Below are 20716 nucleotides of genomic sequence, written 5' to 3'. Positions count from 1 at the left end.
ACGTAACTGGCGCGATTTCTTTAAAAGAAGGCGTTGAAATGGTTATGCCTGGTGACAACGTAGAAATGTCAGTAGAACTAATCCATCCAATCGCAATGGACCCAGGTCTACGTTTTGCGATCCGTGAAGGTGGTCGTACAGTTGGTGCTGGTGTAGTTGCTAAAGTAACTGCATAATCGCTGATTGCGTGAAAAAAGCGTCCCTTTGGGACGCTTTTTTTATATCTGTAAATTCAACTTACTCATTTTCAAGCATATTTAAATTGTCTAACAATATATTTACAAGCTGTCCTTAAGTGATATTTCACTGACCTTATCTGCCCTTATGTGAAAAATTCAAAGCAGTAATATAACTATAAGAATTTTAATAATTAGATTTCAGCTCTATATAGAACTGATTGGAGTAAGTATATGAATGCTCAAGTGAAAATTACCAATCGTGCAGGCGCAAGTTTTCCGGTACGTCGTATGAGTTTTGATTTTGATCAAGTGCCAGAGTACTGGATGAATGGTTCAGCAGGACTGACACACTTTATGACTGCACTCTCTGCACTATTTCCCGCAGGCGAAAAATTCTTTATTGATTCTGTTCGAGCTGTACGTCAGCACCCGGCAATTAAAGACAATGAAGCGCTGCAAAAAGAAATCTCTGCCTTTATTGGTCAGGAAGCCATGCATACCCAGGAACATGTGGGTTTTAATGCTTCAGCACAACGCTATGGCCATGATGTTGATACACTAGATCGTTATACTGACCGAGTCATTCAAACAGCACGTAAAATCTTTGCGGCAGTTGGTAAACCAGTCGGTATTACTCAAGAAATGGTCGACCTCACTGCGACGACTGCTCTAGAACATTTTACTGCGACCATTGCATCTCAGTTACTGACCAATAATCATATTCAGGAACTGATGAAAGATGACACCATGAAAACCATGTGGCTCTGGCATGCAATTGAAGAGAATGAACATAAGGCCGTAGCCTATGATGTATTCGAAGGTGTTTTCGGTAAAGGCTTAAAATCTTATCTGCTGCGTACCACTTCATTAGTCGCTGCAATGGTCACCCTATTCTTTGTACAAAGCTACTTCGTATTGCGTTTATTGAAAGAAGACCGTCAGTTAAGTCTTCAATCTTTGAAAGAAATTTATACTTATGGTTATAGCCCATCTAAAGGAATTATTACTGGTATGGGTAAAGAAATGCTAATGTACTTTAAACCTGGTTTTCATCCAAATGATCATGACACCCATAGCTTATTACAAAGCTGGAAACAAAAACTGGGCCTTTAATTTAAAACTAGATTAAAAGACTGAAGAGCAACCTAAGTTGCTCTTTTTTTTGCTCGATTTTTTAAATAAAGTTTCTATAATGCGGAGGTTAATTCCAGATAAGATGAACGAAGATGATTCGTTTGATGCAGGCTGCGGATGTACCAGCCGTTGCCAAGATTGAAACCAAAGTACAATCCCATCCTTGGACCTTTAAACAATTTGAAGAGGCTGTTACTGCTTACCAAAGCACTGTGATTGAACAGGCGGGGCAAGTCGTAGGATTCTGCATTTTACAGCCGGTGCTGGATGAAGCCAATTTATTACTGATGGCGATTGATCCTGCACAACAGGGTAAGGGATTGGGTTATCAGCTGTTAGATGAATCCATCCAGTTGCTGAAAAATAGTCCAGTACAAATCTTTCTGGAAGTACGTGAAAGCAATACTGCTGCGATTAAACTGTATGAAAAAACTGGTTTTCATCAGATTGACCTGCGCAAGAACTATTATCCGAATACGAATGGTACTCGGGAACATGCCATTATCATGGTGAAGTCCTGTACTGATGATTTTGCCAGCCTATTTAAATAATATTCCGGCTCTTATTTGACGACTAACTTACTTGATTATGGGATTATTCCATCCGCTAGGCAAAGTCGTCATCAAGGAGTTTCCCAGATGTTCAATCTCTACCGGAGTAAGGGTGCGGTTTAAACGACGCCATTGTCCGTCAATTAATAATTCAAGTGGCAGGTATTGAGACTTGTAGTTCATTTTGGCTGAATGTGGAACCCAGTAGCCTAGATAGACAAACTGCAAACCAAGTTTTTGAGTGTGCTCAATCTGTTTCAGAATCGCAAAGGCACCAAGGGAACGGCGGTTCTTATCAGGATCAAAAAAAGTATACACCGCTGAAACGCCATCATCGAGCAGATCACAGGTCGATACGCTGATCAGACGGTCATCTTTCCATAATTCTAGAAAGAAACTATCGGTACAACTTTGTAGTAAAAACTTTTCAAACTGGTCACGGCTAGGTGGATACATGTCGCCATCTGCATGGCGTTCATTAATATAACGTTCATAGAGGGCGTAATGTATATCTGTGGCTTGTTCAGGATGGGTAATTTTAACTGTCAAATCCTGATTACGTTTCCAGGCTTTTTTTTGCGAGCTGTTCATTTGGAATCCATGAACAGGAATACGTGAAGATAAACATTGACGGCACAGGTGGCATTCAGGCTGATAGACAAAATCACCACTACGACGGAAGCCGGTACGAGAAAGCTCGGACAGCGTCACTACATCAATACGGTGCGCTGGATCAAGAAAAACCATGCGCGCGGACTTGTTCGGCAGATAGCTACAGTCATGCGGCGGCGTAATATAATACTGTAAATCGTTCAGCAGGGACTGTGGTTGATAAGAGTTCATAACAAGTGCCCTCTGTTATTTTCATTCACTTAATCGCGCAGACTGCGCTATTGTTTTACTTGAAAATACACCGTCTTGATACTTTTTCCAATTGATCGCAGGCTGTTTTATCACATCTTGTAACGATTTAAGATATGTGTGGCGAGAAATTGTACAGGCACCTAGACTCATCAAGTGATCATTCACCAATTGACAGTCAATCCAGGGCAACTGATTTTCTCTGCCAATCAGCATTAATGTATAGAAAGCCATTTTAGAAACATCGGTTTGGGTACTAAACATAGATTCACCGAAACAGCCCTTGCCGATAGTCACCCCATAGAGTCCACCTACTAGGCGATCTTCATCCCAAACCTCAATACTATAGCCATAGCCTGCGTCGAACAGATTGCAATAACCTTGAATGATCTCTTCACTAATCCAGGTCTCATCTGCATAAGCGCGAGGTAAGGAGCAGGAACGGATTACTCTTTCAAAAGCATGATTTACCGTAATTTTATAATCCTGTTTTTTCATGCTTCGAAGCAGGGATTTGCTGGGATGATAATCCTCTGGCCGAATAATGCAGCGTGGTTCCGGGCTCCACCAGCAGATCGGATCACCTTCAGAGAACCAGGGGAAGAGACCATGAGTATAAGCCTCATACAAAGTAGAAGGGGAGAGGTCTGCACCAATACAAATCAGGCCTTCGCCCTCAAGATCCGCTTCTTCAGGATTGGGGAAAATGTACTGTGAAGGAGGAAGAAGATGCATGCAGAACCCTGATCTTGTAATAGACTGTTTTTATCATACATAAAAAAACCGCCCATGATGGACGGTCTTTTTATTTTTCGCTGCTTAGTCTAATTTACCCATTGCATCGAGATATTTTTCTGCATCCAGTGCCGCCATACAGCCTGAACCTGCAGAAGTAATCGCCTGACGATAGATACTGTCTGCAATATCGCCTGCAGCAAATACACCCGGGATAGAGGTTTGAGTGGCATTCCCTGCGGTACCGCTTTGCACCTGAATATAGCCATCACGCAGTTCTAGCTGGCCTTCGAACATGGTGCTATTAGGTTTATGACCAATAGCAACAAATAGACCCGAAACTTCAACATCCTGAGTTGAATCATCTTGAGTAGATTTTAAACGCACCGCAGTGACGCCAGTGGTATCACCCAACACTTCTTCTACCTGATGATTCCAGATAATGCTGATTTTGCCTTCTTTTTCTTTTTCAAAAAGATGNNGAAGCGATGTTAGAGAGATATAACGCTTCTTCAACAGCGGTATTACCACCGCCCACAACCATCACTTTTTGTTCTTTATAGAAGAAACCGTCACAGGTTGCACAAGCGCTCACGCCTTGACCCATAAATGCAGCTTCTGATTCCAGACCCAGGTATTGCGCAGTTGCACCAGTACAAATGATCAGGGCATCACAAGTGAACTCTTCCATATCGCCTTTCAGGACGAATGGACGAACGTTAAGGTCAACTTCATTGATATGATCATAAACAATTTCAGTACCAAAACGTTCTGCATGAGCCTGCATACGTTCCATTAAAGCTGGACCAGTCAGACCTTCAGGATCGCCAGGCCAGTTATCTACTTCAGTCGTTGTGGTTAATTGACCACCCAGTTGCAGACCTGCAATCAGGGTCGGTTTTAAGTTTGCACGCGCTGCATAGACTGCTGCGCTGTAGCCAGCAGGGCCAGAACCTAAAATAATCAGTCGTGAGTGACGTGCGCTCATTCGCTGTATCCTTTTTTATTTAGAAATTTATTGAATTATACGTGAAACTGTATAACAGTGGTGTGAGATTAAAGTCGATATTATTGATCATCGAAATCGATTTGGGCTATATAGAAGAAGTACACAATAATGCATCTTTTTTGATGCAACAGGTGCATAATATGCATTTTATTGCGACGCTTTTTTTGAAGCATACCAGCAAAAGAATATTCATGAAGAATTGGTTACAGGACAGTATATGACAGCGGTGTCGAGTGCCTATGCACAGCGCTTAGTAATGACATTATTTTTAGTCTCATTTGGGATTTATCTGTTTCTTGCAACAGTGACCTATACACCATTTGATCCGGGGTGGATGCATATCTCTAGTGATACGCAGACAGTTTCAAATGCGAGTGGGGTTGCGGGGGCCTGGATTTCAGACCTGTTATTTGGTTTTCTCGGTTGGGCAAGCCTGCTGATCCCTGTGTATCTGTTTATGGAAGCAATCCAGGTCTGGTGGCCGCGCAGCTTCCTGAACCGTCCATTCCGCTATGCTGCCCAATTCTTCCTGTTATTGACCACATCAGCATTGTTGTTTCTGTTCTGGCAAGTTCCAGCTGATACGCTGGATAATTCTTCAGGCGGCATTATTGGCTATGAGCTGGGCCAAAGTCTTGAACAACTGCTAACCGTCTATGGGGCGGCTTTCTTCTTGCTGGTGCTTTGGGTAGTTCTGTTTACCTTGGCATTTGGTGTGAAATGGAACAAGACCTGGAGCAGCCTCAAGGCAACGCCTGCTTATCTGCAAGACCTGTTCTACCGTAATGTGCCAGAAGGTATGTCGGATTTTGACCGTACTGCACCTGTAATTAAAAAAGAAGCGATAAAAGCAGCTGTCAAAAAAGTGACAGTACCAGTCACTGCCGCACCTGAACATGATCTGGTAGAAGTCGATCCTGTAGTTCGCGATCATGTCGCTGAACGCCTGTTTGAGGATTTTGCAGATAAAGAATCGCACCAGCTTCACCACTATGAAGAAGATATTTCTGAACCTGTACAGGCATCAGTTACAGAACCTGTTCAGGAAGCACCGCGAACAGCAGAGCCGGATCGTGTGGTGGCAACAGGGGAGGTGTGGCGTGCATTACATTCCAATGAAGACCAGCGTCATAAGCAGGATATTGATGCTTTGCTTAAAGCTGCAGAAGAAGAGCAAGCTGATTTTTCTCCTGATGCATTTGCAGCTGCACCAACGAATCATAGTGCTCATGAAGTGACATCATCCGCTACAGCTAAGAATAATCTGGACTGGGATGATGATGAAATTTTTGATGAGTTATTGGCAGCAGTTCCGCAAGGTAAAACCGCAACGGATGTGCATAGCCCGTTCAATTCAGCAGCAGCTGAAAAATCCCTCAGAATTGTAGAAGATGCTGGAACGGTCAGTTCCACTGCTGCTCCGCTCATGGCTGCACATGCGATTAAAAATACCAGCCTGGAAGCGGACTTTGATGATCTGGATGACTTGCTGGTTGAAGCTGATGAGCCAAAACCCGCACCTGTACGTGCATCAAGCTATGCCCAGTCTTCTGCTTTTGTTCAGGCACCGATTCAGCGTGTAGAGACAACAGCTCAAACCGCAGCGACTAATGCAGCAGTTCGGGAAGCATTGTCCAAAGAAGAATTTATTGAAGCTTGGCATGAAACTGCCGGTAAGCCTCAGGATGAAGACGAGTTTGACTTCGATGCACCACTGACGGATGCCGCTGGTCGTCCAATGTCACGTGCTATGCAGGTCGCTGAGCGCCGTAAAGACCTGTCACCATTGCCGGGTCTGGAATTGCTGGATAAAGTTGATCCGAACAAAAAAGTGAATTTCACTGAAGAGCAATTATCCCGTTTATCAGAACTTCTGGAAATCAAGCTTCAGGAGTTTAACGTTAAAGCCAAAGTGGTCGAGGCTCAACCAGGCCCAGTCGTGACCCGTTTTGAACTGGACCTTGCGCCTGGTGTGAAAGCTTCCAAAGTCACTAATATTTCACGTGACTTGGCCCGTTCGATGTCAATGGCTTCAGTACGTGTAGTCGAAGTTATTCCAGGTAAGCCTTATATCGGCATTGAAGTTCCGAACAGTAGCCGTGAAATGGTGCGTTTGATTGAACTGGTACAGATTCCAAAATTCAATGATCCCGATGGCATTTTATCGATGGCCATGGGTAAGGATATTTCGGGCAATCCGGTGATTACTGAATTGGGCAAGGCACCGCATATGCTGGTAGCAGGGACTACAGGTTCTGGTAAATCGGTGGCAGTTAACTCGATGATTCTATCGATGTTATTGAAGTACACACCAGACCAGTTACGCCTGATCCTGATCGATCCAAAACAGCTTGAATTGGCCAACTATAACGATATTCCACACCTGTTAACCCCAGTTGTAACTGATATGAAAGATGCAGTCAGTGCCTTGAACTGGTGTGTGAATGAAATGGAACGCCGTTACAAGCTGATGTCCTTCCTGAAAATCCGTAAGCTCAGCGACTATAACCGTAAGGTAGAAGAGGCGCTTGCCAATGGTGAAGAGCTATTTGATCCAACCTGGAAAGCGAGTGAATCAGTCGCTGGTGAACGTGCACCACGCTTAACGCCATTGCCATCGATTGTGATTGTGGCGGATGAGTTTGCGGATATGATCATGCAGGTCGGTAAAAAAGCCGAAGAAATGATTACCCGTCTGGCACAGAAATCCCGTGCTGCTGGTATTCACCTGTTACTGGCAACTCAGCGTCCCTCAGTAGATGTGATCACTGGTCTGATCAAAGCCAATATTCCAACACGTGTCGCACTTCGTGTGAACTCAAAAATTGACTCACGTACTATTCTCGATGCAGGTGGTGCAGAAGACCTGCTCGGTCATGGTGATATGCTGTTCCTTGGCCCGGGTAAAATTGAGCCTGAGCGCGTACATGGGGCCTTTATTGCCGATGATGAAGTGAACCGGATCTGTGATGCATGGCGTGAACGTGGGGCGCCTAACTATGTGGATGAGATCCTGACTCCATATGATGAAGAACCGTCTAGTCGTGGTTTTGAAGATGGTGGAGATGGCGGATCAGATCGAGATGCGCTGTATGATCAGTGTGTGGCTTTTGTTTTGGAAACCCGTAAAGCATCAACTTCATCTTTGCAGCGTAAGTTCAGTCTAGGTTATAACCGTGCTGCACGGATCATTGACCAGATGGAAGAAAATGGCATTGTCAGCTCAATGGGTGCCAATGGTAAGCGTGAGATTCTGGTTTAAATCCAGAATCTCGAGTGATAAAAAAAGCCTGCTTAAAGCAGGCTTTTTTATGCATTTCAATTTATGCAAATTTTTCTAATACTGCCAGGAACTCGGCACTTTGACGTGGATAAGTGGCAATCACGTCATGAATGCGCTGTCCTTCTGGATTGGTGGCGTTAAGATCGCGACCGTCTGCGACAAATTTGGTTAACAGGCGCTCATAGTCAAAAGGACGCATATGCTTGAATGCATGATAAAGCACATGAAAATCTGCATTGACGCCTGCAGGAGGAAGCTGATTCAGGTAGGCATATACACGCTCATCTGACCATTCTTCGTTAAAGGTCGCTGGTTGAGATAATGCCATCGCAATCTCCTTGATGTAATTCTTCGGCATGAAAAAAGGCAAAATATGAGTTCGCAAGAGGCAAAGTCTTATCATGCACTTTGTCCATTCGAAGTATCACTTCACGTTTTGAGACTAGATAAAATAATAATTACTATCAAATCTACGCGAAGCCAAGCTTCTTGTCTTGCGCCTCAACAAAGCAACGCTTTGTTGAGGCTCATATTTTGCCTTGAATCAATTTACTTGACTAATCAAAATTCAGATTATCGCTCTTCAGGTAAATTGATATTCATTTCAAGCATTTCAATATTTGCTTCAGAACGTACCTGCATCTGAATGTGCTGTTCATCAACTCCGCGGACGTAGCGATTGACCACTTGCATGATTTCTGTCTTCATCTGGTCAATTTTATCCTGACTCAAACGGCGTCCCAAACCCTGTTCAGAAGCAACAATGACTTTCAAACGGTCTTTCGCGGTTTGTGCGCTTGATGGTTTATCCTCGCTACTAAAAAGTTTACTCCAGAATCCAGCCATGTTTACGCTCCAAATAATCGTGCTAACCAGCCCTTAGGTTTTACTTCGATATGACGGTAAGGACGCTCTTCACCCAGGAAACGTGCTACAAGGTCATCATAAGCCTGACCTGCGGCAGATTCGGTAAAGTGAATCACTGGTTTACCTTCATTCGATGCCTGTAGAACGCTTGGACACTCAGGAATAACACCTAAGGTTGGAACACGTAAAATATCTTTAGAAATATCGTCAATCGTTAACATTTCCTGTTTATCGGCACGTTCCGGATTGAAACGGGTAATACACAGGTGTTTACGGATGCGACCTTCGTTTTGTTCTACTTTTTTAGTTTTACTATCTAACATGCCAATGATGCGGTCAGAGTCACGTACTGAAGAAATTTCAGGGTTAGTCACAATGATAGCTTCATCTGCATGGTACATGGCTAAAATGGCACCACGTTCAATACCTGCAGGTGAGTCACACACGATATAATCAAATTCCTGTGAAAGCTCATCCATTACACGTTCTACGCCTTCATCAGTTAAAGCATCTTTATCACGTGTTTGTGAAGCAGGTAAAATATATAAATTTTCAATATCTTTATCGCGAATCAGTGCTTGTTGTAATCGTGCTTCGTTATTGAGAACATTTACAAAATCATATACTACACGGCGTTCACAGCCCATAATCAAATCAAGGTTACGCAAGCCTACATCAAAATCGATTACCACAGTTTTGTGGCCACGTAGGGCTAAACCTGTTGCAAAAGATGCACTTGTTGTAGTCTTACCTACGCCACCTTTGCCTGATGTTACGACAACAATTTTCGCCACCGAATCCACTCCTGTTATGGTTCAAATCCCCTATAAAATGGGGTTTTTGGTGTTTATTTATACATTAAAATTGTAGAGCTTCAAATACAAGCTCTTGTTGATCATTCAAGTAAATATGCACGGGTTTTTTCACAACATTCGGTGGAATGTCGTCGGCCACACAGTAAGTACCTGCAATAGAAATCAGTTCGGCTTCCAGCGCATGGCAGAAAATACGCGCTGCAGTATTGCCACCCGCACCTGCAATCACACGGCCACGCGCGCTGCCATAAATATGGATATTGCCTGAGGCAATCACTTCTGAACCACTGTTAATTCCGGCCGTAATAATAATGTCACCCTGATTCTGCACAATGCATTGGCCGGTGCGCAGAATTTCATCATGATAAGAAGTCACATGCGCGACGATCGGTGCAGCATCAGCTTTTTCATCATCAGCAGCAGATTCGGGTTTGACTTCCACGACCTGTTCTTTGGTCGCCTTAATTTCCTGTAACTGACGGTCGGGTGGTAGAACAGGGAACTGAATCGCGCGAGCCTGATCACCCAGAATCCCTTCAGTTACCGCCATAGGCTGAACTTCGAGATCAATCAGTAACTGGATCAGGGCAATCAGTTCCTGGTCGACTGAACTTTCAATCACCGCCAATGTGCCTGGCGGAAAAGCCGCTTGTAATTTTGGTTTCAGTTGCTGGCGGATTGCATCATGATCATTGGTATCGAGGCTAATGCGTAGCGCATTGACCATTCTGCCTTTTATCCGTATGTCAGCCATAATTTTTCCTTAATACTTCTGACTTGCTGTTTTATGTCGAAGCAATGTTGTAAATAGTGCAAATCCTAGAACAAATTTCGTTAATTCTCTAGCGATCCAAGTTATTTTTTTATACGAATAGAATCCACTTATCTTAGCCGAGTCTGCAAATGAAAACTCATCTATCGATTGAGCCCTGATTTTGTTCGTGTTCTTCTAAAATCTGTTGCCACTGTTTCACTTTGACCTGTTTTTGAATGGCTTCAAGTGTTTCAAAAACAGCCGATTCGACCAATTTATCAATATGTGGATTATGTTCAATCTGAATCTGGCTAATCTTATCTGAAATCATGGCAAAAGTCGGGTTTTCTTGTGATCCGCTATGTGTAAAAGGATCGATCAAGCCTTGGGTGATATTTTCTCCCAAACGTTGACCAATACTCTGGATCTGCCGCTCCAGCCGCCCACCCACAATGGGAATCAGACGTAGAAGCTGGGTGAGTTCAGGTGTATCTTCAATGGCCTGATTGACGACTTGCCCGACATTTTTTGAAATCATGAAGCGCTGTGCCTGTAATTCCTTGCCCAAAGATTCTTGCAAGATATCTGCCAAAGCAACAGCCAGTAATTTACGGTGATGTTCCACCAAATCATCAATTAATTGTTTATGTGATGTGCTGGTGCTGAGTTCTCGTTTAATCCCATCCAGTACCGTCAATACTACACGGCTCGAGAGTTCTTCCATCAGCAGGTTATAGTAGAAATTGCCCCGTCTGTACCAGCTTGCCGGTATGACTTTGTATCCATGGCTATGCAGGTTGTAGCCAATCGCAACTGCACGTAACAAACGCAGGAAACGTAGCTGTGGGATGATGGATAAAATTTCATACCAGTGCACAAAGGGGAAGAACCACCAGCGGGCATGGTGACGCATAACAATGGCAATGAACCAGCGAACGATGAGTTCAATAATTAGAAAGGTTGTAAACCATCCCTCGGTAATCATTACCCAGGGACGTAATTCACTCTTATAAAACTGTAAGACATCAGGCAGACGAATAAAGTCAAACAACCAGTGCCCAAAATCGCTCATCAGAATGGCATTGGCACAGAGACAGAACAAATTGATGATGATGACAACCATCATGAAAATGTCGTAAATCAGTGCAATTTTCCAGCCCCAGGTGCCTTTGCGAATAAACTTAAATGAGCTGGACACGAGGTCCGGGTTGTCGTTCTTCATAGTCTCTCTGGCAAATGTCAGGCAGAAGCAGAAATCAGGTTCTGCTGCATTTGCTCAATTAATTGGTCTTTTTCAGTCCAGATCTGGTCTACCCATTGCTGGAAACGCGCACGGTAATCTGCATCATCTTCATAATTGCCGCCGAGCACCCAGTCTGGAATGTCAATTTTTCTTAAGTTCACGGCAATACGCGGAACTTCGCCTAACCAGAACTCCCCATAACCTGGCACGCCATCAGGATAAACAATAGTCATATCCACCAGTGCATCAATTTTGTCTCCCAGAATGTTCAGTGCCAGCGCAAGACCGCCCGCCTTAGGCTTCAACAAATGCTTATAAGGCGATTTTTGCTGTTCATGCTTTTCTGGGGTAAAGCGTGTGCCTTCCAGATAATTCAGCAAGGTAAATGGCTGGCTAACCAGTTGTTCACATGCCTTACGTGCTTCTTCCATATCCCGGTATTTCAGGGCAGGGTTTTTGGCAATCTGTTCCTTGCTATGCCGTTTCATCATCGGGAAGCCCAGAATTTTAAAGGCTTGACCTACAAATGGAATAAAAATTAGTTCCCATTTTGTAAAGAAGCGGGTGAGAGGCATACGCGTTAAACCGAAATACTGGTTTACTGTGGTATCTACCCAGCTCTGATGATTACAGGTCATTAAATAACGACCCTGCATGTTCAGATCCAGAGATTCGTCAATGCTGATTTGCCATTTGGTATTTTTGAGGACATTGTCAATCAGCCAGTTATTTACGCTTAACCAGCTATTGGTAATCTTGATATTGGTTTCATCAATCTTAGAAGATTTCTTAAAAAGTTTGGTCAGCCCCAAAGCCAGTACAGGTGGCCCATGGAAAAAAGTACTGCCAGTCATGACGGATGTCACCGTGAGGCCACGGGTAAGTTTTTTTAAAGTCGTTTGTTGCTTGCTTTTAGATGACATATAAAAACAGTCCCAGAGAATAATCGTCTAAATTTCATCACATTTTGAACAATATAGAGGGAGTTGAGCGAATAGAAAAGTCTGATCACTAAACTGTGAAGAAACTATGATGAAATTCAGGAAATTGGTTACACATAAACATTACAAAATATTACTAAAAGATTTATTATTAACAAAAAATCAATGGTTATCCCATTATTTTTAAATCATTATCTGACCTAAGATATAAATTACACTACAAAGGAGGCATGCAATGCGTGCACTATTAATTTCAGCAGCTGTAGCAGGGGCAGTAGCACTTACAGGTTGTCAAACTACTGGCAATAACCTGGGTGGTGTTGAGTACGACAAAACAGCTTTGGGTACAGTAATTGGTGCTGCTGCAGGTTATGGTATTTCTAAAAGTAATGCCAATACTAGCCGTCAAAACAACCGTGCAGCTGCAATTGGTGCAGTTGTAGGTGGTGGTGCTGGTGTTTATCTTGACAATAAAGAGAAAAAATTACGTCAGGCAACTGCCGGTACAGGTGTAGACGTTAACCGTAATCCAGATGGTTCAATCAACCTGGTAATGCCTGGCGCAATTACATTTGACACTAACAAGTCAAATATCAAGCCAAACTTCTATGCAACATTGAACAAAGTTGCTCAAGTTCTGACTGAAGATAGCCAAAGTGGTATTTTGGTAACTGGTTATACAGACAGCACTGGTAATGACTCAATCAACATTCCATTGTCTCAAGCACGTGCACAATCTGTTGCGAACTACCTTGCTGGTCAAGGCGTAGCACGTACTCGTATTAATGCACAAGGTCTTGGTTCAGCGAACCCTATCGCAGACAACTCAACTGCGGCTGGTAAAGAACAAAACCGTCGTGTTGAAATCGCAGTATATGCCGTTCAGTAATCACTGATTTTGCAGAAAAACCACCTTCGGGTGGTTTTTTTATGTCTGAAAGATGACGCAGGAAAATGAATTTTCAATTAGGCATCTGGGCATGAGATGACTATAATCGGAGCCGAATCTAGAAGAGGAAGCCATATGTCACTCGCCAGTCAGTTAAATGACAAGCAACTTGAAGCCATGAAATATACTCAAGGACCCTTGTTAGTACTTGCCGGAGCGGGTTCAGGCAAGACCTCGGTAATTACAAGAAAAATCGCGTATTTGGTCAAGCATTGCGGGATTCCGGCCCACCGGATCACGGCAATGACCTTTACCAACAAGGCAGCACGTGAAATGAAAGAGCGTGTCACCAAATTGCTGACCCGAGAAGAAGCCAAAGGCCTTTCAGTCTCAACTTTCCATACTTTTGGTCTGAACCTGCTGCGTTTAGAGCTCAAACACACACCGCTAAAAAATAATTTCTCGATTCTGGATGCCGATGACTGTAAGCGGATTCTGATGGATCTGATGCATCGCGATAATCTTTCAGGTGCTGAAAGCAAAGAACTGATTGCTAAAGCGATGAAGATGATTTCCGACTGGAAAAACGACCTGATTCCGCCAGAGCAGGCACATACCACCTGTGAAACCCCGGAAGACGTTCAGTTCGCGCATTTATACCAACTTTATGAGCGAAATCTGCGTGCCTATAATGCTGTCGACTTTGATGACCTGATTGTGATGCCAACGCGTCTGTTACAGGAAAATGCAGAGGTGCGTGATAAATGGCAGAACCGCGTGCGTTATCTGTTAGTGGACGAATATCAGGATACCAACACTGCACAGTATATTCTGGTGAAATTACTGGTTGGGGTCATGGGACAGTTTACTGCGGTAGGGGATGATGATCAGTCGATTTATGCCTGGCGTGGTGCTAAACCTGAAAATATGGCGCTGTTACAACAGGATTTCCCGAATCTGAAAGTGATCAAGCTGGAACAGAACTATCGTTCTACCAGTCGTATTCTGAAAGCTGCCAATACCGTGATTGGCAACAACCCGCATATCTTTGATAAAAAGCTCTGGTCAGATAAAGGCTATGGTGAAGTGATTCGGGTTATCACCTGTCGTAATGATGATGATGAAGCAGAACGCGTAGTCAAAGACCTGATCACGCATAAGCTGATGAATGGTAAAAACTGGAAAGATTACGCGATTCTGTATCGTGGTAATTTCCAGGCACGTATTCTAGAAACCCAGCTGCGCCAGATGCAGATTCCTTATAAACTTTCAGGTGGCCAGTCTTTCTTTGCGCGTGCAGAGATCAAAGATATCATGAGTTACTTGCGCTTGATCATTAACCCAGAAGATGACAGCGCTTTCCTGCGGATTATTAACACGCCGAAACGTGCCATTGGCCCGGTAACGCTGGAAAAACTCGGTCTGTTTGCCCAGGAAAATAATCTGTCTCTACTGTCAGCAGCAGGCGATCAACGTCTAACCATGGTCATTCCAAAGAAAGCAACGACACAACTGGCAGAATTTTCAGATTTCATCAATAACTTTACCCGTAACTTGCTGGAAGACGATGAACCTGTACCAATCATCCGTCAGATGATGGTGGAAGCTGGCTATATTGACTATATCAAGGAATCCGCAGCGACACCGGCACAGGAAAAAACTAAGCTCGATAATATTGAAGTGCTCTACAGCAGTATTCAGAGCCTGATCAATCGTGCTGAAGATGTTGATGAGAAAAATATCGAAAGTGTCATCCGTAAGATGGTGCTCCTCGATATGCTGGAACAGCAGCAGGAAGAAGAAGATACCGATAAAGTAAACTTGCTGACTTTGCATGCATCCAAGGGTCTGGAATTCCCGTATGTCTATCTGATTGGCCTGGAAGAAGAAATTCTGCCACATAAAAACTCGATTGCTGCCGCAACAGTCGAGGAAGAACGCCGTCTAATGTACGTGGGGATTACTCGTGCGCGTCAGGGCTTGACTATTACCTTGGCGGAACAGCGTAAGGCGGGTGGACAGATGAAACAGATGACCCCAAGCCGCTTCCTAGATGAGCTTCCAGAAGATGAATTGGAATGGTTGGGCCGTAAGAAAAAACTGGCTGGTAATATCGACCCGAAACAGCAGGCTCAGCATTATCTGGATAATTTACGCGCCTTGATTAAACGGTAAAAGTAACAGAACGCTACGATTTTGATTCTTTAAATTTTTTGATATTAAACAACAGGAATAAATACATGAAAGTTCAGGTGAAAGTCCTTGATTCACGTCTGGGTCAGGAATGGCCATTGCCGACTTATGCAACGACTGGCTCAGCAGGACTCGATCTTCGTGCATGTGTCAACGAAACGACTGTAATTGAACCAGGTCAAACAGTTTTAGTAAAAACTGGTTTGGCAATTTATATTGAAGATCCAGCATTTGCTGGCTTGATCTTGCCACGTTCTGGTTTAGGTCATAAACATGGGATCGTTTTAGGTAACCTGGTTGGCCTGATCGATTCGGATTACCAAGGCGAGCTTATGGTCTCTGTATGGAACCGTAGTCAAACTGCATTTAGCCTGGAACCTGGTGAGCGTTTAGCCCAATATGTATTAGTTCCTGTGGTACAGGCCGAGTTTGATCTAGTGAATGAGTTTGAAGCAACCGAGCGTGGCGCGGGCGGTTTCGGTCATACCGGTAAAAACTAAAATTAAAGGATGACTTAACTTGGATGTTCTGAGTTAAGTCATCTTCTTTGTAGTTTTAATCATAAAAATAATAAAAAAATGACAGAGCTATTTAATAAACTTTATTCTTGAATTTTATTTTAATGAAAAATATTTAAATAAATTTTTAGTATCATTTAAATAGAAAAATAAAATCATTCAGAATTTAAGAAAATAGATGATAAATAATGCAAGAAGTCATTTTTAGTCAGGTTTATTTATTTTACTAGTTATACAAATTAAATACATAAAAGATTAATAATTATACTTTTATAATTGATTGTCACATTCAATTCATATAAAAATACAGAGTCTTAAAACAAAAACAAATGTTTAAAGTCATGATGATTGCTTAATCATTATTTTATCTCCTTACATTCAATAGTGAAAAGAACAGTTTATGGGATCCATGAATCAACCCTTTCCAGCTCACATTTTTCGTGCCTACGATATCCGGGGTAAAGTCAGTTTACTCAGTACAGGTGTGATTGATGCTATTGCGCATGGTCTGGCTCAGCAATATCAAGCTGCGGGACAGACTCGGGTTGCGATTGGCTATGATGCCCGCATCAGCAGTCCGGCTTTTGCTGAAACCATTCGCCGTATTTTTCAGGACTATGCTATTGAAGCCGCCATCATCGGCTGTTGTTCTAGTCCGATGCTGTACTATACAGCGCGCCAGTTTGATGGCAATGGTGTGATGGTCACGGCCAGCCATAATCCTAAAGAAGATAATGGAATTAAATGGATTATTGCAGGGGAGCCGCCTTGTCCCGAGATGATTCAGCAGGTCGCACAAAAAGCAAAACTTCATGTAAATAGTTCTTTATCGTACCTGAATGATTTGCCTCACCAAATTATTCCCGAATTTTGTCTGCAATATCAGCAGGAAATGCTTGAAGATATTCAGCTGAAGCACCCATTTAAAGTGGTGTTGGATGGCCTGAACGGTTCAGCAGGACGCTGTGCCAATTTGGTACTGCAAAAACTAGGTTGTGAAGTTACCGCCTTACGTTGTGAAGCCAATGGGCATTTTCCTGATCATGCGCCTGATCCTTCTCAGGAAGCACATTTACAAACCTTGCGTCAGGTCGTCATGCAACAGCAGGCGGATCTGGGTATTGCCTTAGATGGGGATGGAGACCGGTTGGTACTAGTGGATGAGCAGGGTGTCATTATTAGTGCTGATCAGCTTCTCTGTTTATTCGCAGAAATTTGTATGACTGGTACAGAAGCATGTCAGTTTGTTTATGACGTTAAATGTTCAACCCTGATTCGCGATACAGTCCAACGTCTGGGCGGAAAACCGGTGATGATTCGTACTGGCAGCTCATTCCTGCGAAAATATCTGGCGCAGTCCCAGCATCAGGCCATTTTTGGTGGTGAATATGCGGGGCATTATGTTTTTAATGACGGACGTGGCTGGGGCTATGATGATGGCCTCTATGCGGCGCTTCGGGTCATGGAATATCTGGATCAGAAAGGTATGACTTTAAGTGAAGCCTTACGTGCTTATCCAAAACGTCATGGAACTGAAGACTTATATATTTCTACTCATCAGGTGCAGCCTGTTGAGCTTTTAAACTTTGTTGAGCAGCAATCTACGCAATTAAATGCACGAATCAGTAAAATTGACGGGATACGTCTTGATTTTGATGATGGTTTTGGCATCATTCGAGCATCCAATACGGGTGAATATTTCACGGTGCGCTTTGATGCCAATGATGCACAAGGCCTGACTGAAATTCGACATCTGTTTGTATCCATATTGCGTGACCGTTATCCACAGATCGCTCAAGACATTTTAGATGCTCAATAAGGAGAGGCGAATGCCAAATCAGCATACAGGCATCGACAAAGCACAAATTTTGACTGAAGCTTTGCCGTATATCCAACGCTTTGCGGGTAAAACCCTGGTGGTAAAATACGGTGGCAACGCGATGACGGATCCTGAGCTGGAAAGCTCTTTTGCACGTGATATCGTTTTATTAAAAACAGTGGGTTTAAACCCGATCGTGGTACATGGCGGTGGTCCACAAGTAGATTCTATGCTGAAACAGCTAGGCCGTGAATCTGACCGTATTGATGGTATGCGCGTGACAGATCCGGCAACCATGGAAGTGGTTGAAATGGTTCTGGGTGGTAGCGTAAACAAATCGATCGTGAACCTGATCAACAAACATGGTGGCCGTGCAATTGGCCTAACCGGTAAAGATGGTAATCTGTTACGCGCCAAAAAGCTGTTAATGGAAAAGACGGCTGAAGACGGTTCAATCCAGAAAGTAGACCTGGGTATGGTGGGTGAAGTCGTTGGGGTGAAAACTGATGTACTGGAAATGTTTACCAATAGTGATTTCATTCCAGTGATTGCGCCGCTTGGTGTCGATGAAGAAGGCAACACCTACAATATCAATGCCGATCTGGTCGCGGGTAAAGTGGCAGAAGCCTTAAGGGCAGAAAAGCTGATTTTGCTGACCAATATTACCGGTGTGCTGGACGAAAATAAAAATCTGCTGACCGGTTTAACGACTCAGGAAGTTGATCGTCTGATCGAAACAGGTGTGATCTATGGTGGTATGATTCCTAAAGTCGGCTGTGCGCTTGATGCAGTAAAAGGTGGCGTGATCAGTGCGCATATCGTGGATGGTCGCGTACCACATGCCAGCTTGTTAGAAATCTTTACTGATCATGGTGTGGGAACCTTAATTACCAACCGTTCCAATCCACATCGTCCATAAAGATAAATTGAATATCATAGAGTCTCACTTGAGACTCTTTTTTATTTCTTTTATTTTAAGATGTTGATCACTCGAAATATGAAAGTTAAATCTAAAGTATTCATTTTTAAGCTGAGCTTTGAAGCTTAAACTCCTTTTGCTAAATTAAATATAAAAAAATAGTTTATTAGCATTTTTAGCGCATAGCATTGCAATGATCGACATTTGAAAAGGTCCAGCCTGTGATGCACAATAACCTTAAGAATACTCTGTGACCTGAATGAAGATTATGTGCCAGCTACTGGGAATGAATTGTGCGACACCAACAGATATTACCTTTTCATTTCGAGGTTTTTCTCAGCGGGCGGGGATTACCTCAGATCATTCTGATGGTTTTGGAATTGCTTTCTTTGAGGATAAGGCCTGCCGATTATTTGTTGATAATCAGTCAGCTGTTGAATCACCGATTGCAGAATTGGTGCGTAATTATCCGATCAAATCCCGTAATGTGATTGCGCATATCCGTAAGGCGACACAGGGGAAAATTCATCTGGAAAATTCGCATCCGTTTAGCCGTGAATTATGGGGACGACAATGGATCTTTGCTCATAATGGTGATTTAAAAGATTTTTTACCTGAACTTTCGGGACGTTTTACGCCAGTCGGTAACACTGACAGTGAGCGTGCTTTCTGTTATTTGCTGGATCAGCTGGTGAAATGTTTTGGTTATGATGAACCAAAACTGGATCAGGTTTTTGATTTGCTGGCTGATATTTCTCCATCCATTGCAGAGCATGGCACTTTTAATTTCTGTCTGTCCAATGGTCAGGCACTATTTACCTATGCAACGACTAAACTGCATTGGCTGGTGCGTGAATATCCATTTAAGCCAGCCCAACTGATTGATATTGAAGTTGAAGTGGATTTTAGTCAGGTCACCACGCCTGAAGATCGGGTCGCTGTGATTACTACGGAACCGCTAACGCAGAATGAAGAATGGACAGCATTTCAAGAAGGTGAAATGATTTTGTTCAGAGATGGGGCCAAATATCGTTCTCAATTGACACATGTCGCCCGTCTGGAAAGAGAGCGTCTGGATCCTTCGCTAAAACGGGTGACTAAAGCAGATTTATATTAAATCTGGTTAAAATCCGATATTAAAAAACAGGACATCGCTCCTGTTTTTTTTGAATTTGATATTTATTTTATAGTGAAATCATTAAAATAAATAAACCATGAAATATAAAATCGATCAAAAAATACTTTATTCTTGTGGTCGGGTTTAAAATATAATTGATTGGATAAACAAGGATTTACATTAATTAAATAGAAAATAAGCTGAAAACCAACCGATTTACTTCATTTTTATTTAAATCAATTAGATATATGATCTTTTTCAAGCGATAAATCATTAATATCAATAGGTGGTCGTAATGAAAATGAAATGGGTTCCAGATTATAATACTGGCATCGATGTGATTGACGATCAGCACAAACGAATTCTCGATTATATCAATGAGATTGATGGAATTGATGCCAATACCGATCGTGCTCGTATTAAACAGATTCTAGAAAATATTATTGATTATACCCAGTCACATTTTACCTTTGAAGAATCACTTCAGGAAGAAGCGGGTTATAAATATCGTGTGCCGCATAAACGTGTGCATAACCTGTTTATTAAAAAGATTGAATCTTATCGTGACCGTTTTGAATTGGGCCAATCTATTGAAGCGGAATTACATGAAGTATTATCTAAATGGCTGATCAATCATATTCAGCACGATGATGCAGATTATGTCGGTGCGGTAAAAGAAAATATGATGGGAATCATTAAAGATAAAGAAAAGAAAAAGGGTAAAAACTGGTTTGCCCGTTTCTTCTCATAACTCGATTGTTCTTAAAATAAAAACAAATCGGGAAAATAAAAAATAAAGCTTAATAATAAATTTGCGCAGCAAATCACGGGCATGGTGGTTTGCTTTTTTGTTTTTGATTTTCATCGCCTCACAAGGCAAAATAGCGCT

The 20716-nt window shown here is 42.7% G+C and carries 18 protein-coding genes and 2 pseudogenes; 11 read left to right on the top strand and 9 right to left on the bottom strand.

All coding sequences use genetic code 11. The annotated features are described in order from the left end of the window. The 3 genes and pseudogenes from B3J29_RS06365 to rimI all read left to right on the top strand — a co-directional run. Nucleotides 1–176, top strand: a pseudogene (locus B3J29_RS06365) (elongation factor Tu); the annotation flags it as partial. 234 nt (nucleotides 177–410) lie between these two features. Beyond that, the gene (locus B3J29_RS06360) at nucleotides 411–1292 is read left to right on the top strand and encodes a metal-dependent hydrolase (RefSeq protein ID WP_286964637.1); all 882 of its coding nucleotides are present in this window, start codon (nucleotides 411–413) and stop codon (nucleotides 1290–1292) included. Nucleotides 1293–1405: 113 nt separating this feature from the next. Continuing rightward, a complete protein-coding gene (gene rimI, locus B3J29_RS06355) occupies nucleotides 1406–1864 on the top strand; it encodes a ribosomal protein S18-alanine N-acetyltransferase (protein ID WP_286964636.1) in 459 nt (152 codons plus the stop codon). A gap of 27 nt (nucleotides 1865–1891) precedes the next feature. Here rimI and B3J29_RS06350 read toward each other — a convergent pair whose 3' ends face one another. From B3J29_RS06350 to trxB, 3 genes and pseudogenes are all read right to left on the bottom strand, one after another. Next, nucleotides 1892–2707, bottom strand: a complete 816-nt coding sequence (locus B3J29_RS06350) for an arginyltransferase (protein WP_286964635.1) — start codon at nucleotides 2705–2707, stop codon at nucleotides 1892–1894. A 21-nt stretch (nucleotides 2708–2728) separates the two neighbouring features. Then, nucleotides 2729–3460 (bottom strand): leucyl/phenylalanyl-tRNA--protein transferase, encoded by a 732-nt coding sequence (gene aat, locus B3J29_RS06345; RefSeq protein WP_286964634.1) that lies wholly within the window; start codon nucleotides 3458–3460, stop codon nucleotides 2729–2731. Between the two features lie 84 nt (nucleotides 3461–3544). After that, nucleotides 3545–4448, bottom strand: a pseudogene (gene trxB, locus B3J29_RS06340) (thioredoxin-disulfide reductase). 238 nt (nucleotides 4449–4686) lie between these two features. Here trxB and B3J29_RS06335 point away from each other — a divergent pair. Further along, nucleotides 4687–7731, top strand: coding sequence for a DNA translocase FtsK (locus B3J29_RS06335; RefSeq protein ID WP_286964633.1), 3045 nt, complete (start codon nucleotides 4687–4689; stop codon nucleotides 7729–7731). Between the two features lie 61 nt (nucleotides 7732–7792). On the opposite strand, the gene B3J29_RS06330 is transcribed toward B3J29_RS06335, so the two are convergent. The 6 genes from B3J29_RS06330 to B3J29_RS06305 form a co-directional block, all read right to left on the bottom strand. Then, complete coding sequence (locus tag B3J29_RS06330; RefSeq protein WP_004783267.1) at nucleotides 7793–8080, bottom strand: PA4642 family protein; 288 nt, start codon at nucleotides 8078–8080, stop codon at nucleotides 7793–7795. Between the two features lie 245 nt (nucleotides 8081–8325). After that, nucleotides 8326–8598 carry a cell division topological specificity factor MinE gene (minE, locus tag B3J29_RS06325; RefSeq protein WP_004783265.1) on the bottom strand — a complete coding sequence of 91 codons (273 nt, stop codon included), beginning with the start codon at nucleotides 8596–8598 and terminating at the stop codon, nucleotides 8326–8328. A gap of 2 nt (nucleotides 8599–8600) precedes the next feature. Next, a complete protein-coding gene (gene minD, locus B3J29_RS06320) occupies nucleotides 8601–9413 on the bottom strand; it encodes a septum site-determining protein MinD (RefSeq protein WP_166137968.1) in 813 nt (270 codons plus the stop codon). Nucleotides 9414–9477: 64 nt separating this feature from the next. After that, a complete protein-coding gene (gene minC, locus B3J29_RS06315) occupies nucleotides 9478–10188 on the bottom strand; it encodes a septum site-determining protein MinC (RefSeq protein ID WP_286964631.1) in 711 nt (236 codons plus the stop codon). Nucleotides 10189–10345: 157 nt separating this feature from the next. Continuing rightward, nucleotides 10346–11410, bottom strand: coding sequence for a preprotein translocase subunit SecA (locus tag B3J29_RS06310; RefSeq protein WP_166137962.1), 1065 nt, complete (start codon nucleotides 11408–11410; stop codon nucleotides 10346–10348). 17 nt (nucleotides 11411–11427) lie between these two features. Further along, a complete protein-coding gene (locus B3J29_RS06305) occupies nucleotides 11428–12354 on the bottom strand; it encodes an acyltransferase (RefSeq protein WP_180130115.1) in 927 nt (308 codons plus the stop codon). A 253-nt stretch (nucleotides 12355–12607) separates the two neighbouring features. Between B3J29_RS06305 and B3J29_RS06300 the strand changes: the two genes are divergently transcribed. From B3J29_RS06300 to B3J29_RS06270, 7 genes are all read left to right on the top strand, one after another. After that, nucleotides 12608–13261 carry an OmpA family protein gene (locus B3J29_RS06300; RefSeq protein ID WP_286964629.1) on the top strand — a complete coding sequence of 218 codons (654 nt, stop codon included), beginning with the start codon at nucleotides 12608–12610 and terminating at the stop codon, nucleotides 13259–13261. Nucleotides 13262–13396: 135 nt separating this feature from the next. Then, the gene (locus tag B3J29_RS06295) at nucleotides 13397–15436 is read left to right on the top strand and encodes a UvrD-helicase domain-containing protein (RefSeq protein ID WP_286964627.1); all 2040 of its coding nucleotides are present in this window, start codon (nucleotides 13397–13399) and stop codon (nucleotides 15434–15436) included. A gap of 65 nt (nucleotides 15437–15501) precedes the next feature. Further along, nucleotides 15502–15954 carry a dUTP diphosphatase gene (gene dut / locus B3J29_RS06290; RefSeq protein ID WP_004783254.1) on the top strand — a complete coding sequence of 151 codons (453 nt, stop codon included), beginning with the start codon at nucleotides 15502–15504 and terminating at the stop codon, nucleotides 15952–15954. Between the two features lie 418 nt (nucleotides 15955–16372). After that, entirely contained in the window at nucleotides 16373–17791 is a 1419-nt protein-coding gene (locus tag B3J29_RS06285) for a phosphomannomutase/phosphoglucomutase (protein ID WP_286964625.1), read from the top strand. A 10-nt stretch (nucleotides 17792–17801) separates the two neighbouring features. After that, nucleotides 17802–18710, top strand: coding sequence for an acetylglutamate kinase (argB, locus tag B3J29_RS06280; RefSeq protein WP_214001518.1), 909 nt, complete (start codon nucleotides 17802–17804; stop codon nucleotides 18708–18710). A gap of 268 nt (nucleotides 18711–18978) precedes the next feature. Next, nucleotides 18979–19827: a class II glutamine amidotransferase gene (locus B3J29_RS06275; protein WP_214002321.1), complete on the top strand. Its 849-nt coding sequence runs from the start codon at nucleotides 18979–18981 to the stop codon at nucleotides 19825–19827. A 295-nt stretch (nucleotides 19828–20122) separates the two neighbouring features. Next, the gene (locus tag B3J29_RS06270) at nucleotides 20123–20578 is read left to right on the top strand and encodes a bacteriohemerythrin (protein ID WP_214001517.1); all 456 of its coding nucleotides are present in this window, start codon (nucleotides 20123–20125) and stop codon (nucleotides 20576–20578) included. Nucleotides 20579–20716 lie beyond the last annotated feature (138 nt).

Source organism: Acinetobacter sp. UBA5984, assembly GCF_002429925.1.
GTDB classification, from domain to species: Bacteria; Pseudomonadota; Gammaproteobacteria; order Pseudomonadales; family Moraxellaceae; genus Acinetobacter; species Acinetobacter variabilis.
Note: the sequence above shows the minus strand (reverse complement) of the source record. Positions and strands in the feature narration are given on the sequence as shown.

Excerpts from the sequence above, each read along its gene's own strand:
- argB (WP_214001518.1), top strand. The coding sequence starts at position 17,802 with ATGCCAAATCAGCATACAGGCATCGACAAAGCACAAATTTTGACTGAA.
- B3J29_RS06350 (WP_286964635.1), bottom strand. The coding sequence starts at position 2,707 with ATGAACTCTTATCAACCACAGTCCCTGCTGAACGATTTACAGTATTAT.
- minC (WP_286964631.1), bottom strand. The coding sequence starts at position 10,188 with ATGGCTGACATACGGATAAAAGGCAGAATGGTCAATGCGCTACGCATT.
- rimI (WP_286964636.1), top strand. The coding sequence starts at position 1,406 with ATGATTCGTTTGATGCAGGCTGCGGATGTACCAGCCGTTGCCAAGATT.
- B3J29_RS06285 (WP_286964625.1), top strand. The coding sequence starts at position 16,373 with ATGGGATCCATGAATCAACCCTTTCCAGCTCACATTTTTCGTGCCTAC.
- B3J29_RS06270 (WP_214001517.1), top strand. The coding sequence starts at position 20,123 with ATGAAAATGAAATGGGTTCCAGATTATAATACTGGCATCGATGTGATT.
- B3J29_RS06300 (WP_286964629.1), top strand. The coding sequence starts at position 12,608 with ATGCGTGCACTATTAATTTCAGCAGCTGTAGCAGGGGCAGTAGCACTT.
- minE (WP_004783265.1), bottom strand. The coding sequence starts at position 8,598 with ATGGCTGGATTCTGGAGTAAACTTTTTAGTAGCGAGGATAAACCATCA.
- B3J29_RS06275 (WP_214002321.1), top strand. The coding sequence starts at position 18,979 with ATGTGCCAGCTACTGGGAATGAATTGTGCGACACCAACAGATATTACC.
- B3J29_RS06335 (WP_286964633.1), top strand. The coding sequence starts at position 4,687 with ATGACAGCGGTGTCGAGTGCCTATGCACAGCGCTTAGTAATGACATTA.
- aat (WP_286964634.1), bottom strand. The coding sequence starts at position 3,460 with ATGCATCTTCTTCCTCCTTCACAGTACATTTTCCCCAATCCTGAAGAA.
- B3J29_RS06360 (WP_286964637.1), top strand. The coding sequence starts at position 411 with ATGAATGCTCAAGTGAAAATTACCAATCGTGCAGGCGCAAGTTTTCCG.
- B3J29_RS06310 (WP_166137962.1), bottom strand. The coding sequence starts at position 11,410 with ATGAAGAACGACAACCCGGACCTCGTGTCCAGCTCATTTAAGTTTATT.
- B3J29_RS06305 (WP_180130115.1), bottom strand. The coding sequence starts at position 12,354 with ATGTCATCTAAAAGCAAGCAACAAACGACTTTAAAAAAACTTACCCGT.
- B3J29_RS06295 (WP_286964627.1), top strand. The coding sequence starts at position 13,397 with ATGTCACTCGCCAGTCAGTTAAATGACAAGCAACTTGAAGCCATGAAA.
- B3J29_RS06330 (WP_004783267.1), bottom strand. The coding sequence starts at position 8,080 with ATGGCATTATCTCAACCAGCGACCTTTAACGAAGAATGGTCAGATGAG.
- dut (WP_004783254.1), top strand. The coding sequence starts at position 15,502 with ATGAAAGTTCAGGTGAAAGTCCTTGATTCACGTCTGGGTCAGGAATGG.